Genomic DNA, 16955 nt, shown 5'->3' on the forward strand with positions numbered 1-16955 from the left:
CGCAATCGACGGCCGCGGTTGAAAGCGGAGTCTTTCAGCACAGGTCAGCCGGCGCGGCCATCGAAGCTGCCGACCAGCTTCCTGTGGAAGCGCACGTAACCTCGTTCGGTCGTGCCTAGATGCTCCGCGACGATCTCATGGAAGCGCGGCAGGCGGTGGAAGGGAACGGCCGGATAGGAATGGTGCTCCGAATGGTATGGCATATTCCAGGCCGCGAAGCGCACCAGCCTGTTGGTGAAGGTGGTGCGGGTGTTCTCGAGCATGTTGGCGACATGCGGGCACAACGCGTGCTCGGCCAGCAGGTAGGCCCGCAAAAACGGCTGTCCTACCAGCATCGGCACGATCCAGACCCACAACAGCAGCGCCGACTGTATGGCGAGAGATGCGGCCAGCAACACGGCATAACCGATAAGGAACAGCCGTGCTTCGGCAACCACCTTCCCGCGACTCTTTTCCGGTACGAAGCCGTCGCGATTGCGGCCAGCCGCATTGGTTGCGACCACGCGGCCCATGGCGATCCAATAGGGGCCGCCCGACAGATAGCGCAGATATTGGCTGACGGTCTCCGGCTTCGGCGCCCTCAGTTCGGGGTCGTTTTCCGGGTCGTGCGTATGGCGGTGATGGGCGAAATGGAAATAGCGGAACCATGCCGGCGGCAGCAGGATCAGGAAGCCGGCCACGGCGGCAACAGCGCGATTGAGCCACGCCGTCCTGAACGCCGTTTCATGGATGGTCTCGTGCAGCGGCGTGAAGAGGAAGACGATCAGGATTCCCTGCGGCAAGACGAGAAGCGGCCAGAACGGGATGCGGGCGGCGATCAACGCGCCCAGCAGGATAACCAGCCCGCCATGGGCGGCCAGCCGGACAATGCCTGGCCGGTCAAGCCTGGCGGTGAGGTCGCGACGGTCCTCGACCGAAAGGCCGGCAATGATGGTGCGGTGATCGATGTCGCTCATGATGCAATGTTAGCGGCGGGTGGGCATCCGGTAAATCGGCGCGTCACCAGACGCCGTTCCTTATCCCGGTCCAGAGATAGGACCAGACCGTCGGGTGATACCATTGTTTCGAAGGCAGGCCGGGCTCGACCGTGCCGAGCTTGCCGGCCAGCGCATCTCTGACCGCCTCGACGCAGATGTCGCGCGAGAACGCCGCCTGCCGCAACGCGTAGCTTGAAATTGTGTCGCCCGGCTGCGGTTTTGCCGGGTCAGCATCATCGTGCCGAGTTGACCGATGGCCGAGGCCCAGCCTTGCCGTCGCGCCCGTCCGAGAAGCAATTGCTTTTTGGATTCAGGTGCTTCGAGGATAACACTGACAGGCCCGAGGTGGTCAGCGATGGTGTTGACGATCGCCCAGATATGCGAGCCGCCTTCGGTGACGACGACGATCGGTCGTTGGTTTGGTTTCGACCGTGCCATGGTTCGCGACCTCCGCAAAGACCTGTTCTTTGCGCGCGAATGCTAGGCTGACCGGGTTAACCCTTGGTGATCGGGGCTCAGCGCTTGAGTTCGAGGATGTCGAGCTTCGATTCGTAATAGGGCGCCGGGAACTCGATGCGCCATTCGCTGGCGCTGTTGCGGAAGGCATAGCCGACCTGATCGCTTTCCGGACCGCTGCCGTAGGGCTTTGCCGGATCGTCGTTGACGTAGAAGGAACCAAGATAGATCGCGCGTTTCTCGCCATCGTCGAAGAAGCGGCCCTTGGTGCGCTGCGAGCCGGTGATCTTTTCCAGTCTCCAGCCGGAACCGTCGTCGCTCACCTTGCATTTGAACCAGCCATAGATGACGAGCGGGCTCAATCCGCCGGCCTTGATGGTGCGGCATTGCCACTTGCCGGTCAGGTCGTTGTCGGAGAAGGAAACCAGCGGCTTTGCCAGCAAGGCGTCGAGCTGCTTGACCTCGGCTGGATCGCCGGCCTTCGCCTCGTCAAGCGCTGCCTTGCGCGTCTCGCCATATTTGTCGAGCCGCGCCTTGTCGGCAGCCGTTATCAACTTCTGCACCTCGCCGTCGGCGAACGCGGGCATGGTCAAGCAGAGGACAGTTGCTGCGGCAAACATGAGGCGAGCGATCATCGGTGGCGTTTCCCTGTTGATGGCTGGAGCAGCCCGTTTTCTTGTCTGGCGCATACCTTAATGTTTCGCCACGTTCTGTCATCCGTGCTTGGGCATCGACAGCGGAAACGAGGTGGAAAGAATGCGGATCTTGCTGACGGGATCGTCGGGCTGGCTGGGCAGCGCCTTGGCACCGCGCTTGCGGGCCCTCGGCCATGACGTCACCGGCCTCGATCCCGTTCCGTCTTCGGAAACTCCAATCGTCGGCTCAGTCGCCGATCGCGACCTGGTCATGCAGGCGGTCGAGGAGAACCGCATCGAGGCCATCATCCACAGCGGCGCGCTGCACAAGCCCGACATCGAACGTTATCGCAACGAGGATTTCGTCGAGACGAATGTGCGCGGCACGCTCAACCTGCTCGATGCGGCGGCAGCTTTTGGCGTTCAGCGCTTCGTGTTTACATCGACGACATCGCTGATGATTTCCGAGGCCATACGCGCCGGTTTCACAGGAGGCGCGCGCAAGGCGGCATGGCTGACGGAAGACATGTCGCCGGAGCCACGCAACATCTATGGCGTCACCAAGCTTGCCGCGGAACATCTTTGTCGCCTTTACCAGCTCCAGTTCGGCCTTCCGTCGATCGTACTGCGCACCGCTCGGTTCTTTCCCGAAGCAGACGATATGGCGCACGTGATCGAACAGTCGGACGCCAACACCAAAGCCAATGAGCTTTTGTTTCGCCGGCTGACGTTGGAGGATGCTGCCGATGCCCATATCGCTGCCTTGGAGAAAGCACCGCAATTGGGCTTCGACATCTTCATCATTTCGGCACCGACACCGTTCCAGCCCGAGGATTGCGCGGCATTGATCGCCGATGCACCGTCGCTCGTCGCACGCTATTTTCCGGATTATCGGGCACTCTACGCGAAGAAAGGCTGGACGATTTTTTCGTCGATCGACCGGGTCTACGACGCGTCGCGAGCGAGGGACCGGCTAGGTTTCGTCTGCAAGACGAGCTTTGCCGATGTGCTCGCCGGGCTCGAAGCTGAAGAAGGCCTTGCCTAGAAGTACCGTCAAGCCAGGATTGCAGCGCTGGCCAGCTCCTTCGTCAGGTCGCCATAGCCGGTCGAGCGGCGCTCATAGGCGAGGCCGAGCATTTTCGCCGCCTTTTCGGCGACCTTGTCGAGTTCCGGGTCGTCGGTCTGAGCGATATAGATCAGCTTCTCGTAATTGCCGAAATAGTCCTTGATCAGCTCCGGGTGCTTGTCGAGGCCGAGCGGCTTCATGAAGAAGGCATCGAATTGCCGGCAGAGGAAGTCGGTCATGTAGAACGACATCATGTCGTCATCGGCGACTTTCGCATAGGCATCCATGCCCTGGTAGAAGGCAAAGCAATGCGGCCCGGCCATGCGCACGACGCCATGCTTCTCGCAGACCCGATCGAGCAAGCCACCCGTGCCGCAATCGGCATAGCCGACGAAAATGTGTCTGTAGCCGTCGGTCTTGGCCTTCTCGATAGCCTTGTCCATGGCCGGCGCGATGCGGTCCGGATAGAAATGGAACTCCGCTGGCAGGCAGGTCAGGTCGAGATGGTCGAGCCCAAGCTGCTCCTTGACCGCCAAAACCTCGCGCGCAATCATCCCACAGGCGATGACGAGCAGCCTGTCGCCCTGATCGGATTGTTGTTTTCGCGCGGTAGTCATGGAACCAGTCTAATCCATCTTCGTTGCTGTCCAGCGAATTTATATGCTGAGGGAGACACCAATCATGAAATTGTTCCGCGTTGCGCCAATCACTATTCTCGCCTGCGCCTTGGCTGTTTCGGCCTGCGCCAACACGGTGCGCGGCGTCGGTAAGGACATCAAATCCACTGCTAAGGCTGTTGACGATACCGTCAAGAAACCCTGATCCGCACGGCTCTAAACATTTGGGAATAAAAAAGCCGCACTGCAAGGCGCGGCTTTTCTCGTTGGTGCCGGACTTATTGACTCACGCCGAAGCGCGGACGTTGTGCTTGCGCTTCATGAAGTCCTTGGCGGTCTCGACTGCCACCGCGGCGTCGCGGCAATAGGCGTCGGCACCGACGGCTTTGCCGAATTCCTCGTTGAGCGGCGCACCGCCGACCAGCACAACATAGTCGTCGCGAATGCCCTTTTCCTTCATCGTATCGATGACGACCTTCATGTAAGGCATGGTCGTCGTCAGTAGCGCTGACATGCCGATGATGTCGGGCTGGTGCTTTTCGATAGCATCGAGATATTTTTCGACCGCATTGTTGATGCCGAGGTCAATGACATCGAAGCCGGCGCCTTCCATCATCATGCCGACCAGGTTCTTGCCGATATCGTGGATGTCGCCCTTGACGGTGCCGATCACCATCTTGCCCTGCTTTGGTGCGCCAGTGGCGACAAGCAGCGGACGCAGGATGAACATGCCGGCCTTCATCGCGTTCGCCGACAGCAGCACTTCGGGAACGAACAGGATGCCATCGCGGAAATCCTCACCGACGATGCGCATGCCTTCGACCAGAGCTTCGGTCAACACCTTGTAAGGCGCCCAGCCGCGTTCGAGAAGGATATTGGTGCCTTCCTCGATTTCTTCCTTCAACCCGTCATAAAGATCGTCGTGCATCTGCTGCACCAACTCGTCGTCGGAGAGTTCCGAAAGGATGATCTCGTCGTCGGCCATTTTTTCTCAGGCTCCTTGCCGGCTACAACTATCGCGGCAGCTTAAAAATATCGCGCCAATACCTAACCCGCATGGGCCGGTTGTCCATAGCTGATTTGCGACTTCCCGCAAAACGAAAGCGACCGTAAATCTCTTGGAATTCTTGTCGATTTTGCGACAGGCGTTGGCGCTGGCGGGCCGTTTCGAATAGGGTGCATGGCTACGATCCGGCCAGAGACCGCAATATGCGGCCGCAAACGGATTTCAGGCCGGTACAAGAGCCCGGCCGGAGTAAATCAAGGCCAGAACGAAAGCCAGGGAAGAACGATTATGAGTGAGAACGCGCCGGTCGATCAGGAAGCGTCAAACGCGCGGCGCGGACGCGCTGCCAGCGGTGGCGCCGCAGCCCGACGGGCTGCACGTTCGGGCGGCGGCCCCGGCACACAGCTCACCTATATCAAGCGCAAGATCAACGTCTATGAAGTGCTGGACGAGGAAGGGCTGGCGCTGATCGAAAAGAACACCGACACGGTGCTGGAGGAGATCGGCATCATCTTCCGCGACGACGCCGAGGCGCTAAAGCTTTGGAAAGAGGCGGGCGCCGACGTCAAGGGCGAGCGGGTGCATTTCCCCAAGGGCCTCTGCCGCTCGCTGTTGAAGACCGCTCCGTCCGTCTACACCCAGCACGCTCGCAACGGCGAGCGCTCGGTGCAGATCGGCGGCAACGCGACAGTGTTCGCGCCAGTCTATGGACCGCCCTTCGTGCGCGATCTCGACGGCGTCAGGCGCTATGCGACGATCGAGGATTTCCGGAATTTCGTAAAACTCGCCTATATGGCGCCGTCGATCCACCATTCGGGCGGCACGGTTTGCGAGCCGGTCGATGTGCCGGTCAACAAACGGCATCTCGATATGGTCTACAGCCATATCAAATATTCGGACAAGCCGTTCATGGGCTCGGTGACCGCGCCCGAGCGCGCCGAAGATACGGTGGCGATGGCCAAGATCGTGTTTGGTGACGATTTCGTCGAGAACAACACGGTGCTGACCAGCCTGATCAATGCCAACTCGCCGATGGTCTTCGACGAGACCATGCTGGGAGCGCTGAAGGTCTATTCGCGCCACAATCAGGCCTGTATCGTCACGCCGTTCATCCTTGCCGGTGCGATGAGCCCGGTGACGGTCGCCGGCACGCTGACACAGGTTTTGGCCGAGGTTCTGGCCGGTGCATCGTTCACACAACTGATCCGGCCGGGTGCGCCGGTTCTGTTCGGCACCTTCGCCTCGTCGATCTCGATGCAGTCGGGCGCGCCGACTTTCGGCACGCCGGAGCCGTCGCTGGTCTCGTATGGCGCCGCACAGCTTGCCCGCAGGCTCGGCCTGCCGTTCCGCACCGGCGGTTCGCTCTGTGCTTCAAAAATCCCCGATGCGCAGGCCGCCTACGAGAGCGCCAACACGCTGAACTCGACGATCCTCGCCGGCACCAATTTCGTGCTGCATTCGGCCGGCTGGCTCGAGGGCGGTCTCGCCTCCTGCTACGAAAAGTTCATGATGGATATCGACCAGCTCGGCATGACGCAGAAGTTCTCCCAAGGCGTCGACCTGTCGGAAAACGGCCAGGCGATGGACGCCATCCGCCAGGTTGGCCCGGGCAGCCACTATCTCGGCTGCGACCACACCCAGGCCAATTTCCAGACCGCGTTCTACCGCTCCAACATCGCCGACAACAATTCTTACGAGCAATGGCTGGCCGAAGGCGAAAAAACCGCGCCGCAGCGCGCCAACGAGCTCGCCCGCCGCTGGCTGGAAAGCTACGAGGCGCCGCATCTCGATCCGGGTATCGACGACGGGCTGAAGGACTTCATTGCCAGGAAGAAGGCGTCGATGGCCGACGCCTTCACCTGAAAGGAGCCCGAATCAGGCGGGGCTAAAGTCGCCAACATCATCCACAAGGAAGTCTGGCGGAGCGCCTTCTCCGACCCGGACAAGAAGGGATGATCCTCGAGCGCAGCATGGTCGAAACCATCGCGGCGGCACTTTCCGCACACGGTCTCGTGCTTCGCGGCGGCTTCAATTTTGCAGGCGCTGAGAAGGCGCCTTCCGATCTCTCCGGCACTACCGCCAAATCCGTCCTGCTGGTGGGCCAGGCGGGTGCCGCACCTTGGCCGCACTTCATGCGCTGGCTGGAGAAACAGTCACAGCCGATCGACGATCCGCTCGACAGATGGTCGCGCGAAGTGATCGGCGCGGTGGCCGGAAGATTCGGGGCGCGCGCGGTGTCGCCGTCCGACAGGCCTTATCTGCCATTCCAGCAATGGGCGATGCGTGCGGAGGGGCTGAAGCCGTCACCGCTCGGCATTCTCATGCATCCGCAATATGGGCTCTGGCATGCCTATCGCGGCGCGCTGCTGTTCGAAGACGAAATTGCGCTCCAAGAACCCCGCGACATGATTCACCTTTGCGATACATGTCTGGAAAAACCTTGCCTGAAATCCTGTCCGGTAGAGGCTTATTCTGCGGATGGTTTTGCACATGAAACCTGTCTGGCCCATGTGCGCGGGCAAAACGGCGCGCCCTGCCGGACCGGCGGCTGCCTTGATCGCAACGCCTGTCCTTACGGCACCGACTATCGCTATCCGGCCGAAGTTCAGGCCTTTCACATGGCAGCATTCGCGCGTCTGTAGCGTCGCCGAATGCCGCACGAAATCTTGAAGCAGATCGCCTCACTACAGCTTGCGGCGACGGTCACCGCCGGTATCTATCGCACGTCGGGCCGGTCGGCATTGTCGGCCACTGCATGGGTGGAGCGCGGGCGCTGAACGCAGCGGCCAGCTATCCCGGCCGCATCGTCGCGGCGGCCAGTTTCCACGGCGGCAATCTGGCTGGTGACGCTGCCGACAGTCCGCACCGGCAGGCCGCTTCGCTCAAGGCAAGGGTTTATATCGGTACGGCCGGCACTGATCGCAGCTTTCCGCCCGCGCAAGCCGCGCGGCTGGCCGAAGCGCTGCGCGCGGCCGAGGCAGACCATGTCATCGAGAACTATGCCGGCATGGCGCACGGCTGGTGCGTGCCGGACCACAGCGCCTTCGATGCAGCCGGCGCCGAGCGCCAATGGAAGCGGCTGACGACGCTGTTCGCGGAGACGCTCGGTCAGGGCACGCCAACCGTTACGACGTGACGGCGCGCCAGAAAATTCTTTCCATCGCCCCAAGGAACAGCCATTAGCCTTCGTCCAACAGGCAATGATGGCGATGATGCTGGACGAAAGCGAAGCCTCCGACGCTGAACTGATCGGGCGGGCGAAGGGCGGAGATCGGGGTGCTTTCGGCAAGTTGCTCGAAAGGCACTACGGTTTCGTCTATCGCGCCGCCTATCGCTGGTGCGGGAAAAAGGCCGACGCCGAGGATATCGCCCAGGAAGTCTGCGTCCGGCTTGGCCGGGCGATCCGCGACTATCATGGCAGCGGCGCCTTCACGACATGGCTCTACGCCATGACGCTGAATGCAGCGCGTGACATGATGCGCAAGACCGCCCGCGAGACGGTCAAGACCGATGCCTATGGCGCCTATGTCCTGATTTCGGGGGAAATCTCGGCTGAGCCGGAAGACCCGGCCGAGGCGCTCTGGGCAGCGGTGCGCAAGCTGCCGGACAAGCAGCGCGATGCGGTGCTGCTGGTTTATGGCGAAGGGCTGAGCCATGCAGCCGCCGCCGAGGCGATGGCGATCTCGGAGACGACGGTTTCCTGGCACATCCATGAAGCGAAGAAACGGCTGAAGACGCTGATGCGTTCAGCCGGGGAAGTGTGACCATGGTCGACGACAACGAACTCAACAAACTGCGCGACATCGCGGCACCGGCGCCGGACGCGGACGCAAAGGCGCGTGCCCTCCAGGCCGCGCTGCGCGCCTATGACATGGAAGAAAAAACTTTACCGGCCGCCCAAGGATCGGCAAGCGGGCTTCGTCTCACAGAGCGAGCACAAAGGCTCTGGAGCGAAATCATGCAAAAGAAACTCTTCGCCACGCCGGCCATCGCCGGGCTCGTTGCCCTGCCGATCGCCGGATACGCTGCCATGTACATGCTTGGGGAATCCAAATTCAGCGGGCCCGAATTCGGCGGGGACGATAAGATCACCGAGACACTGGCCGACAAGCCGGCGACCGTCAAACCGTCGGTCGTGGCCGAAGCAGACAAGCAGAAGAAGGCGGACGCCGACAGCCAAAGCCGTAACGCCGGCGAGGCGCTTGTGGCGCCGACATCGCCGCCGAAAGCGGAATCGACCGCAGTCGGCGGGTTGACCCAGCAGGACGTGCTCACCCGCAATGCTCCCGAACCGGCGCAGAGTGGCGAGTTTGTGCTGAATGGCGGCACCAGCACCGCGGCTCCGGCCGTCGATGGCGGCGCGCGGGTCGGACGCATGCCTGGCACGGTCGCCGAGCCCAAGCTGATGGCACAGCAGCCTGCCGCTGCGCCGGCAGACCAGATGCTGCCGCAAGAGGAAAACCGCGATCGCATCGAGAATTTCAAGACCAATCCGGTGCATGCCGCACTGGAAGATCCGGTCTCGACGTTCTCTATCGATGTCGACACCGCTTCCTATTCCTTCGTGCGGCGCTCGCTGAAGGAAGGTTTTATTCCGCAAGCCGATACGGTGCGCGTCGAGGAGATGGTCAACTACTTCCCCTATGACTGGAAGGGACCGGACTCCGCCTCGGCGCCGTTCAACTCGACCGTCAGCGTCATGCCGACGCCATGGAACGAGCACACCAAGCTGATGCACGTCGCCATCAAGGGCTTCGACGTGAAGCCGGCCGAGCAGCCCAAGGCCAATCTGGTCTTCCTGATCGATGTGTCGGGCTCGATGAACGAGCAGGACAAGCTGCCGCTCCTGCAGTCGGCCTTCCGACTGCTGGTCAACAAGCTGAGACCTGACGACACCGTCTCGATCGTCACCTATGCGGGCGATGCCGGTACCGTGCTGGAGCCCACCAAGGCTTCGGAAAAGGACAAGATCCTCGCTGCCATCGAGAATCTGACATCCGGCGGCTCGACGGCAGGCGAGGCCGGCATCAGGCAAGCCTACCGGCTGGCGCAGAAATCCTTCGTCAAGGACGGCATCAATCGGGTGATGCTCGCCACCGACGGTGATTTCAATGTCGGCCAGACCGACGACGACGATCTGAAGCGGCTGATCGAAAAGGAGCGCAAGACAGGCGTATTCCTGTCGGTGTTCGGCTTCGGCCGCGACAATCTGAACGATCAGATGATGCAGACCATCGCCCAGAACGGCAATGGCACCGCTGCCTATATCGATACGTTGGCGGAGGCCGAGAAGGTACTGGTCGAGGATGCCTCCTCGACACTGTTCACCATCGCCAAGGACGTGAAGATCCAGGTCGAGTTCAACCCGAACAAGGTTTCGGAGTACCGGCTGATCGGCTACGAGACCCGCGCCTTGAATCGCGAGGATTTCAACAATGACCGGGTCGACGCCGGCGAGATCGGCTCAGGCCATTCGGTCACAGCGATCTACGAAATCACGCCTAAGGGCAGCGGCGGCGAACAGATTGATCAACTGCGCTATGGCCAGGCCTCGGTGAACAATGGCGGTGTTGCCAATGCCGACGAATATGCCTTCGTCAAGATCCGCTACAAGCTGCCGAACGAGGACACTTCGAAGCTGATCACCACGCCAGTGACGTCAGCCAACGAGGTGGCGTCGTTCGACCAGGCCAGCACCGACCAGCGTTTCTCCGTTGCCGTTGCTGCCTTCGGCCAGAAGCTGCGCGACGAGGATGCGACCGCGAAGTTCGGCTACGACAAGATCATGCAGATTGCCACCGCCGCCAGAGGAGCCGACCCATTTGGATACCGGTCCGAGTTCCTCTCGCTTGTGCGCCTTGCCTCGGCGCTCGGCGGCAACCGGTAGTGGCAATGACGGCCGGGTTCTTTCAGATGGGATCGTTCTGATAGGGGGAGCCGGCCTACGGGCGGGTGAGGCAGGCCGGCGAGGGAAACCTTGCCGGCCTTTTTTCTACAAGCGCCGCTCCGGTTCCAATTTCGGAGACATGCGCTTAGGTTCAGGCTGTTGATCGATTTGAGTTCTCGTGCTTCAAACGCGAAGACCGATTGTCCAAGACAACAACTGCCTGCGGGTTTTATCATATCTCTTCGATCCAGTTGTTAATGAATGAGGTATCGAGGCATGGACCCAATATACTTGCGCCGTATCTTTCTTGGCTTTGGTACCGCGATCTTAGTCAGCATAGCCTGCTTGGAAGAGGCAAGGAGCGCCTCAATGTGCGACAAGAGTAAAAATCAAATCCTGGCGGCAATCGACTATATGCAAAATCCTGAGAATTTTTACCACAATGGTGTAGCAAACCTCATTGAAGCGACAAAATTGATTAAGGATCGGCTGCCCGATCGCATTAATGCCGTTTGCTTGGCGGAAGTGAAATCGTCTATGCCGGATGGGGCATATCGTGTTTCAGCCGACGGTAGTACTGTTTTCGAATTTAGGCCTGACATTATATTTGGCTTTCGATATGATCGAGACGGAAATATTCAAGACGTCTATGCGAAAGGCAAGTAGAATTGATAACCAGTCAGCGCCGTTCCGCGCTAATAGGTTGCGGTGATGACGAAATGCTGCGACAGGCCGCGTCTCGCCAGGACTTCGCATTGGTGCCGCTAGAGCAAAACAGCGAACAGCTGAAGCCGTCAGGCGCGTCCACGGCGCCGCTCGCGGCGGGCTTCGCTGGTCTCGGCGACGTTGACCGTAGCCTGCTTGTTGCGCATCGGGCCGATGCGTTCGACGATCTGCTCGACGGTCGGGCGATCCGACTTGGTGTGCGCATCGAGCGCCTTGCGCATGGCGGCAAGGTGTTGGAACGAGGTACCGCAGCAGCCGCCGACGATCTTGGCGCCGGCATCGACGGCTAGGCGCACGTAGTCGGCCATCAGCTCGGGTGTGCCGGAATAGTAGATCTCGGCACCGCGAAATTCGGGGATGCCGCAATTGCCCTTTACGATCACCGTTGCCTCCGGCTTCGCCTCGGTCATGTCGAGCAGCGAAGCGAGAATATCGGAGGCGCCGACGCCGCAATTGGCGCCGACACCGAGCGGGGTCTGCGACAGGCCATCGACAACGCCGTGAATGTCCTTTGGCAGCAACCCCATCATGGTACGCCCGGCGGTGTCGAAGGAACCGGTATAGGTATACGGCAGGCCGACGCGGATGGCGGCTTCGGCGGCGGCGCGGATCTCGTCGGGCGCCGACATGGTCTCGATCCAGGCGACTTCGGCGCCGCCCGCCTTCAGGCCTTCGATCTGCTCGGCAAAGGCCTCGACCGCCTCGTCATAGGTCATGGCGCCGAGCGGTACCAGCAGCTCGCCGGTCGGGCCGACTGAGCCGGCCACGATCACCTTGCGGCCGGCTTTTTTTGCAACGGCGCTTGCGATCTCGGCGGCGCGCCTGTTCAGCGCATAGACCCGGTCCTGCGCATGGTGCAGCTTGAGCCGATGGCGGGTGCCGCCAAAAGAGTTGGTCAGGATGATGTCGGCGCCGGCATCGACGAAGTTTTGGTGCAGGCTGGTGACGGTGTCGGGAGCGGTCTCGTTCAAGAGCTCGGGAGCCTCGCCGGCCTCAAGGCCCATGGCGAACAGATTGGTGCCGGTGGCGCCATCGGCGAGCAGGACGCCCTTTTCGGCAAGCAGCGCGTCGATCGGATTGGTCATTGTGGAATACGCCTTCCCGGAGAATTATTGAGATAACGATATAAAGAATTCTTTATGTGACGTCAATGTCGGTGCGGGAAACAACCGGTCAAAATCGCATCTCCGCCAGCTTTCGTGTGAAGCTGGCCGCCTCATGCGCGTTGACGTCCGCGGCACGGATCAGATTGTCGAAATGGCTGGTCAGGATGCGGATCGGCTGCGTGGCGTTCAGCACCAGATACATGTCGCCGACGTAAATGGCAGCGCGATAAGGTCCGAAGATCGTGTAGGGGATCGAATAGCGCATCCGCCCGTCATAGAGAAACAGGCGGAAGGTGGGATAGAGGTCGTCGAGCAGTGTCGCCATGTGCAGGAGTTGCTGGTGGCGGTCGGCCTCCGGAAAGCGGTCCCACACGCCCAGCCCGCGCGCGAAGATCTCCAGCGTGTGGCGCGGCATACAGACTTCCATGTCGGTTTCGGGCCGTCGGTTGTAGTCGATGCGATACTGCGTTTCGCCGGCCTGTGCCTCGCGGCTCTTGTTGGCGATGACGGCTTCATAGTCGACAAGCGCCTCGGTGCGCAGAAGATCGGGAATGCCGGCCGGCACGTAGCGGATTTTCGTTCCCGCCGCCTCGGCATGCCAGCGAGCCAGCAGCGTGCGGTCGAAGCCGTCCGGCGCCTCCTCGATCTCAAGGCTCTCGCGGATTTCACCGGTGACGCCCTCGTCGTGGCTGAGGCCGAGCAGCCAGTCGAGCGAGACTTTGAATTCGGCGGCGATGTTAAGCAGCGTTTCAGCACGGGGAAGGCGGGTCGAGCCGCCGGAGAGCAGCTGCGACAGTGCCGAACGGTCGATGCCAACCGCACCGGCGAACGCTGATTGGTTCAAATCGGACCTTGTCAAGAGCATTTTCAGGCGCTCGCGAAAGATCGTCGACAGGTCGCGTTTGTCCAAATCTCTACTCTCCCTGAAGTGAGCAAAAATTTGCGCCGAAGCGGTCTATATGGCGTTTCGAGCGCAAACGAATCTACGAGCTTGTTTACAACAGATAACATCTGCAGCTGAAAATGCGCAATCGCAACAGTTTGTGCGCTTTATCGCGTTGCAGCGATGCAACGCTCCTGACACAATGCTGTCAGGAATCAAATCGGGTTCCGGCGACTGGAAGGCAGTGGTCGATAGCATGACGAGCATGGGTAACAGGCGACACGGCGCAGCGGCCATCGAATGGCCGACCGTGTTTCTCGCACTTCTCTGCTACGGCGGCTGGCTCGCTGCCGGCTTTCTGCTCTGGCCATCCTACCCGCTACTGGCACTCGTCTTTCTGACCCTGATTACGGCGCTGCAATCCTCACTGATGCACGAGGTCCTGCACGGCCATCCAACCCGGAACGCGCGGCTCAACGAAGCGTTTGTGTTCCTGCCGATTGGTCTTGTCTGGCCGTTTCGCCGGTTCAAGACCATTCACCTGCGCCACCATGCAGACGAGCGCCTGACCGATCCGCTCGACGATCCCGAAAGCTATTACAAGGCGCTCTGGCAGCACGAGGGACTGCCGTCGGCGATGAAATTCCTGCTGAAGATCAACAACACAATGCTCGGCCGTTTCGTGCTGGGCCCGTGGCTTTCCTGCATAGGGTTCTTCATCGACGACGCCAGGCAGGTTGCCGCGGGCGACAAGGTCGTCCGCAAGGCCTGGCTGCTGCACGCGATCGGCCTCGCCATCGTGCTGCCCATCGTGCAGTTCGGCTTCGGCATGCCGTTGTGGCTTTACGTTCTGGTGCCGGTATGGCTGGGACAATCGCTGATTTCGATCCGCACCTACGCCGAGCACCAATGGTCGGAACATCCGGAAGGCCGCACGATCATCGTCGAGCGCTCGCCGCTGTCCTTCCTGTTCCTCAACAACAATCTGCATTTCGTCCATCATAAGAGTCCGACGGTGGCCTGGTACAGGCTGCCGAAGCTGTTTCGCGACCGCCGCGACGAGTGGCTGCGGATGAACAATGGCTACGCCTATCCGAACTATTTCGCGTTGCTCAAGGCCTATGCCTTCAAGGCGAAGGAGCCGGTCGTCCATCCCGTGCTGCGGCGCATGCCGGAACCGGGACGCGCATTCAAGCCGCGTGTCAGGGCACGCAGCCTCAATGGGCTTGGCAGCGCACCGGTACCCGCCGAGCCGCCGAAAGAGTGATTCTTGCGTTGTTGCAGGCGGTTCCGCGCGGACGACGCTTTCCTGAACTTGTCAATTTCCCCGCATAACGGTCAAATCCCCGACATGAGCGAATTCATTGCGGCTTTGCCGATGTATGACTGGCCGGAAGCGCGGGACGAGGTCGACGCGCAATGGGCGCGGTTGCGCGATACTTTCAGACAAAGAGGCATCGATGCGCCGGAGACGATCATCCGCCGCAATGGCGATTTGCCTCCAGTGCCTGGCGGTATCCGAGACGATCAGGGAAAACCCGTCGCGCCAGATCCGGCGACATTGCCGCCGGACGAGCTGGATTTTCACCGGCTCTGGCTGCACCCGGCGCTGCTCCTTGCGCAAACCTGTTGGGGACCGATGGAACTCGGCCTGTCGCAACGTGTCCAGCTCGTCGGTCAGCCGCGTTACGATGCCTTCGAGGGTGGACAGGGCGAACTCTATTCGAGCGCCCTCATCATGAGAGCGGGCGAGGCACCGCAGGCAAGGTCGCCGGCCGACGGCGGTGCCGTCATTCCGCTCGATCTGCTGCGCGGCCAGCGTTTCACCTTTAACAGCCTGGATTCCATGTCGGGCATCATCGCGCCAACTCGCGACCTGCAAGCATTGGGCGAGAGTCTGGACATCTTTTCCGCGCTGAGCGAAAGCTGTGGGCACCGTGCTTCGATCGTTGCCGTTGCCGAGGGCAGGGCCGACGTCGCGGCGATCGACTGCGAGAGCTGGGCGCTGGCGCAGCGTTTCGAGCCTGCGGCGCAGAAGGTGACGGTCGTCGGCTGGACAAGGCGTCGCAAAGGCTTGCCGTTCATCACGGCCAGGACAACGCCGGAAACGATCGTCACCACAATGCGCGAGGCGATCGCAGCGCTCACATAACCGCGTCGCGTTCGGTCGGCCTCATGCGAGCACTTTAGATTCCTGTTTATGCATGTCGTTGTCGCAAAACTGCCGCACACCCTCGGGTCAAGCCCGACGGCATGCTTTTGTGGGGCATGCATTAGCAGCCGCCAAGCAGCCGATTGTCGAGCGGGTAGGTCGAAAGCTTCTCATTGCCGGACTCGGTGATCAGGATCTGTTCCTCGATCTTGACGCCTTCGTAGCCGCCAAGCCGGCCGATATAGCTCTCGACGCACAGCACCATGCCAGGTTCGAGCACTCCGTCGGGTGTGTCGTCGGTCCAGTCGCTAGCATGCGGCAAGGTCGGGTATTCGTCGGCAAGACCGACGCCGTGATAGAGCACCCCGTAACGGGCCGGGAAGCAGTCCCCCGGCGGCACTGACGAGCGCTCGACGAGGTCGCGGAACGATACGCCCGGCCGCATCAGCTCCGTGTTGTGGGCGATCTGGTCGGCGGCGATTCGGAACAGGTCGCGCTGCTCCTGCGAGGGCGGCGCGTCACCGCAAAGCCAAGTGCGCGAAAGGTCGGCGCAGAAGCCGTAAGGACCGATCAGGTCGGTGTCGAAAGCGACGAGCTCGCCGGCCTCGATCGTCCGCGACGAACACTCCTGAAACCATGGATTGGTGCGCGGACCTGACGACAGGAGCCGGGTTTCGATCCATTCGCCGCCGCGCGCGATGTTGCCGCGATGGAGTTCGGCCCATAATTCGTTCTCGGAGATGCCAGGCCTCAGCGCCTGCTCCATCTCGCCCATCGCCGCCTCGCAAGCGACGATCGCCCGGCGCATAGCAAGGATCTCGTCGGGTGATTTTATTAGCCGCGCATTTTCCATCACCGCCTCGCCATTGCCCGCCCAGATGCCGAGACGGGCGAGCTCTTCGATGCCCTCGGGATTGATGTGGTCGACTGCGATGCGGCGATTGCCCCCGCCGTGTTCCAATACCAGCTCGGCGATGCCGGCTGCCCAGCGGCGGACTTTTTGACCGGTCAGCTCGCCGCTGTAGAGGTAAGCCCACGACACCGCCGGCCGCACCTCGTCGACGACGCCGGAATGGTCGGAGAGGTGCTCGCAGGAGAAATAGTCGAACAGCACCACCGGGCCATCGGTGGCGACGAAACAGTGCCTGGTCCGATTGTGTGCGACCCAGAGCTGCATGTTGGTCGCATCCGTCGCATAGCGGATGTTGACCGGATCGTAGAGCAAGGCTCCCGCATAGTCGCGGCGCTTCAGCTCGGCGCGGATGCGCTCGAGCCGGTATCGGCGCATGGCGGGCAGGTCAGGGGCAGCAATTCCCGCCGCCTGCCATTCGGCTTCCGCCAGCGCTCCATAGCCCAGCGCATGCTGGTTGAGTTCAGCGGCCTTCAGCCGCGATTTTTTGCGCAGCACATCGTTCGAGCCGTCCGGCTCGAACGGCATGATCTT

Annotated in this window: 16 protein-coding genes and 2 pseudogenes; 10 read left to right on the forward strand and 8 right to left on the reverse strand. The window is 61.2% G+C overall.

What is annotated here, in order from left to right; translation table 11 throughout:
* Positions 1–44: 44 nt before the first annotated feature.
* From NKJ72_RS13995 to NKJ72_RS14005, 3 genes and pseudogenes are all read right to left on the reverse strand, one after another.
* Positions 45–956, reverse strand: a complete 912-nt coding sequence (locus NKJ72_RS13995) for a fatty acid desaturase family protein (RefSeq protein ID WP_352477603.1) — start codon at positions 954–956, stop codon at positions 45–47.
* Positions 957–999: 43 nt separating this feature from the next.
* A pseudogene (locus NKJ72_RS14000) lies at positions 1000–1415 on the reverse strand (hypothetical protein).
* A 77-nt stretch (positions 1416–1492) separates the two neighbouring features.
* Positions 1493–2068 (reverse strand): DUF4893 domain-containing protein, encoded by a 576-nt coding sequence (locus NKJ72_RS14005; protein WP_352477604.1) that lies wholly within the window; start codon positions 2066–2068, stop codon positions 1493–1495.
* Between the two features lie 121 nt (positions 2069–2189).
* Here NKJ72_RS14005 and NKJ72_RS14010 point away from each other — a divergent pair, with 121 nt between their 5' ends.
* Positions 2190–3113, forward strand: coding sequence for an NAD-dependent epimerase/dehydratase family protein (locus tag NKJ72_RS14010; protein ID WP_352477605.1), 924 nt, complete (start codon positions 2190–2192; stop codon positions 3111–3113).
* 8 nt (positions 3114–3121) lie between these two features.
* On the opposite strand, the gene NKJ72_RS14015 is transcribed toward NKJ72_RS14010, so the two are convergent.
* Entirely contained in the window at positions 3122–3751 is a 630-nt protein-coding gene (locus NKJ72_RS14015; RefSeq protein WP_352477606.1) for a DUF1638 domain-containing protein, read from the reverse strand.
* Positions 3752–3815: 64 nt separating this feature from the next.
* Here NKJ72_RS14015 and NKJ72_RS14020 point away from each other — a divergent pair, with 64 nt between their 5' ends.
* Complete coding sequence (locus NKJ72_RS14020) at positions 3816–3956, forward strand: EncA/B family entericidin (RefSeq protein ID WP_352477607.1); 141 nt, start codon at positions 3816–3818, stop codon at positions 3954–3956.
* 81 nt (positions 3957–4037) lie between these two features.
* On the opposite strand, the gene NKJ72_RS14025 is transcribed toward NKJ72_RS14020, so the two are convergent.
* Positions 4038–4736, reverse strand: coding sequence for a cobalamin B12-binding domain-containing protein (locus NKJ72_RS14025; protein WP_023676506.1), 699 nt, complete (start codon positions 4734–4736; stop codon positions 4038–4040).
* A 309-nt stretch (positions 4737–5045) separates the two neighbouring features.
* On the opposite strand from NKJ72_RS14025, the gene NKJ72_RS14030 reads away from it, so the two are divergent.
* The 6 genes and pseudogenes from NKJ72_RS14030 (at position 5046) to NKJ72_RS14055 (ending at position 11310) form a co-directional block, all read left to right on the forward strand.
* On the forward strand, positions 5046–6620 hold the full coding sequence (locus NKJ72_RS14030; RefSeq protein WP_352477608.1) for a trimethylamine methyltransferase family protein: 1575 nt from the start codon (positions 5046–5048) through the stop codon (positions 6618–6620).
* A gap of 89 nt (positions 6621–6709) precedes the next feature.
* Positions 6710–7399, forward strand: a complete 690-nt coding sequence (locus tag NKJ72_RS14035; RefSeq protein WP_352477609.1) for a hypothetical protein — start codon at positions 6710–6712, stop codon at positions 7397–7399.
* An 86-nt stretch (positions 7400–7485) separates the two neighbouring features.
* Positions 7486–7893 (forward strand): annotated as a pseudogene (locus tag NKJ72_RS14040) (dienelactone hydrolase family protein); the annotation flags it as partial.
* 67 nt (positions 7894–7960) lie between these two features.
* Entirely contained in the window at positions 7961–8521 is a 561-nt protein-coding gene (locus tag NKJ72_RS14045) for an RNA polymerase sigma factor (RefSeq protein ID WP_254818176.1), read from the forward strand.
* Positions 8522–8523: 2 nt separating this feature from the next.
* A complete protein-coding gene (locus NKJ72_RS14050) occupies positions 8524–10644 on the forward strand; it encodes a vWA domain-containing protein (RefSeq protein ID WP_352477610.1) in 2121 nt (706 codons plus the stop codon).
* 276 nt (positions 10645–10920) lie between these two features.
* Complete coding sequence (locus NKJ72_RS14055; protein ID WP_352477611.1) at positions 10921–11310, forward strand: hypothetical protein; 390 nt, start codon at positions 10921–10923, stop codon at positions 11308–11310.
* A gap of 128 nt (positions 11311–11438) precedes the next feature.
* Here NKJ72_RS14055 and bmt read toward each other — a convergent pair whose 3' ends face one another.
* On the reverse strand, positions 11439–12455 hold the full coding sequence (bmt, locus tag NKJ72_RS14060; protein WP_352477612.1) for a betaine--homocysteine S-methyltransferase: 1017 nt from the start codon (positions 12453–12455) through the stop codon (positions 11439–11441).
* Between the two features lie 88 nt (positions 12456–12543).
* Positions 12544–13386 (reverse strand): helix-turn-helix domain-containing protein, encoded by an 843-nt coding sequence (locus tag NKJ72_RS14065; protein ID WP_254818179.1) that lies wholly within the window; start codon positions 13384–13386, stop codon positions 12544–12546.
* A gap of 229 nt (positions 13387–13615) precedes the next feature.
* Here NKJ72_RS14065 and NKJ72_RS14070 point away from each other — a divergent pair, with 229 nt between their 5' ends.
* Both NKJ72_RS14070 and NKJ72_RS14075 read left to right on the forward strand, forming a co-directional pair.
* Positions 13616–14626 (forward strand): fatty acid desaturase, encoded by a 1011-nt coding sequence (locus tag NKJ72_RS14070; protein ID WP_352477739.1) that lies wholly within the window; start codon positions 13616–13618, stop codon positions 14624–14626.
* An 84-nt stretch (positions 14627–14710) separates the two neighbouring features.
* A complete protein-coding gene (locus tag NKJ72_RS14075; RefSeq protein WP_352477613.1) occupies positions 14711–15511 on the forward strand; it encodes a phosphate/phosphite/phosphonate ABC transporter substrate-binding protein in 801 nt (266 codons plus the stop codon).
* A gap of 121 nt (positions 15512–15632) precedes the next feature.
* On the opposite strand, the gene NKJ72_RS14080 is transcribed toward NKJ72_RS14075, so the two are convergent.
* On the reverse strand, positions 15633–16949 hold the full coding sequence (locus tag NKJ72_RS14080; RefSeq protein ID WP_352477741.1) for a M24 family metallopeptidase: 1317 nt from the start codon (positions 16947–16949) through the stop codon (positions 15633–15635).
* Between the last annotated feature and the right edge of the window lie 6 nt (positions 16950–16955).

Source organism: Mesorhizobium sp. M0045 (genome assembly GCF_040323385.1).
In the GTDB taxonomy this organism is placed as follows: domain Bacteria; phylum Pseudomonadota; class Alphaproteobacteria; order Rhizobiales; family Rhizobiaceae; genus Mesorhizobium.

Coding starts and splice junctions, on each gene's coding strand:
- NKJ72_RS14050 (WP_352477610.1), top strand. CDS start 8,524: ATGGTCGACGACAACGAACTCAACAAACTGCGCGACATCGCGGCACCG.
- bmt (WP_352477612.1), bottom strand. CDS start 12,455: ATGACCAATCCGATCGACGCGCTGCTTGCCGAAAAGGGCGTCCTGCTC.
- NKJ72_RS14080 (WP_352477741.1), bottom strand. CDS start 16,949: ATGCCGTTCGAGCCGGACGGCTCGAACGATGTGCTGCGCAAAAAATCG.
- NKJ72_RS14070 (WP_352477739.1), top strand. CDS start 13,616: ATGACGAGCATGGGTAACAGGCGACACGGCGCAGCGGCCATCGAATGG.
- NKJ72_RS14020 (WP_352477607.1), top strand. CDS start 3,816: ATGAAATTGTTCCGCGTTGCGCCAATCACTATTCTCGCCTGCGCCTTG.
- NKJ72_RS14035 (WP_352477609.1), top strand. CDS start 6,710: ATGATCCTCGAGCGCAGCATGGTCGAAACCATCGCGGCGGCACTTTCC.
- NKJ72_RS14010 (WP_352477605.1), top strand. CDS start 2,190: ATGCGGATCTTGCTGACGGGATCGTCGGGCTGGCTGGGCAGCGCCTTG.
- NKJ72_RS14055 (WP_352477611.1), top strand. CDS start 10,921: ATGGACCCAATATACTTGCGCCGTATCTTTCTTGGCTTTGGTACCGCG.
- NKJ72_RS14075 (WP_352477613.1), top strand. CDS start 14,711: ATGAGCGAATTCATTGCGGCTTTGCCGATGTATGACTGGCCGGAAGCG.
- NKJ72_RS14045 (WP_254818176.1), top strand. CDS start 7,961: ATGGCGATGATGCTGGACGAAAGCGAAGCCTCCGACGCTGAACTGATC.
- NKJ72_RS14025 (WP_023676506.1), bottom strand. CDS start 4,736: ATGGCCGACGACGAGATCATCCTTTCGGAACTCTCCGACGACGAGTTG.
- NKJ72_RS14030 (WP_352477608.1), top strand. CDS start 5,046: ATGAGTGAGAACGCGCCGGTCGATCAGGAAGCGTCAAACGCGCGGCGC.
- NKJ72_RS13995 (WP_352477603.1), bottom strand. CDS start 956: ATGAGCGACATCGATCACCGCACCATCATTGCCGGCCTTTCGGTCGAG.
- NKJ72_RS14005 (WP_352477604.1), bottom strand. CDS start 2,068: ATGATCGCTCGCCTCATGTTTGCCGCAGCAACTGTCCTCTGCTTGACC.
- NKJ72_RS14015 (WP_352477606.1), bottom strand. CDS start 3,751: ATGACTACCGCGCGAAAACAACAATCCGATCAGGGCGACAGGCTGCTC.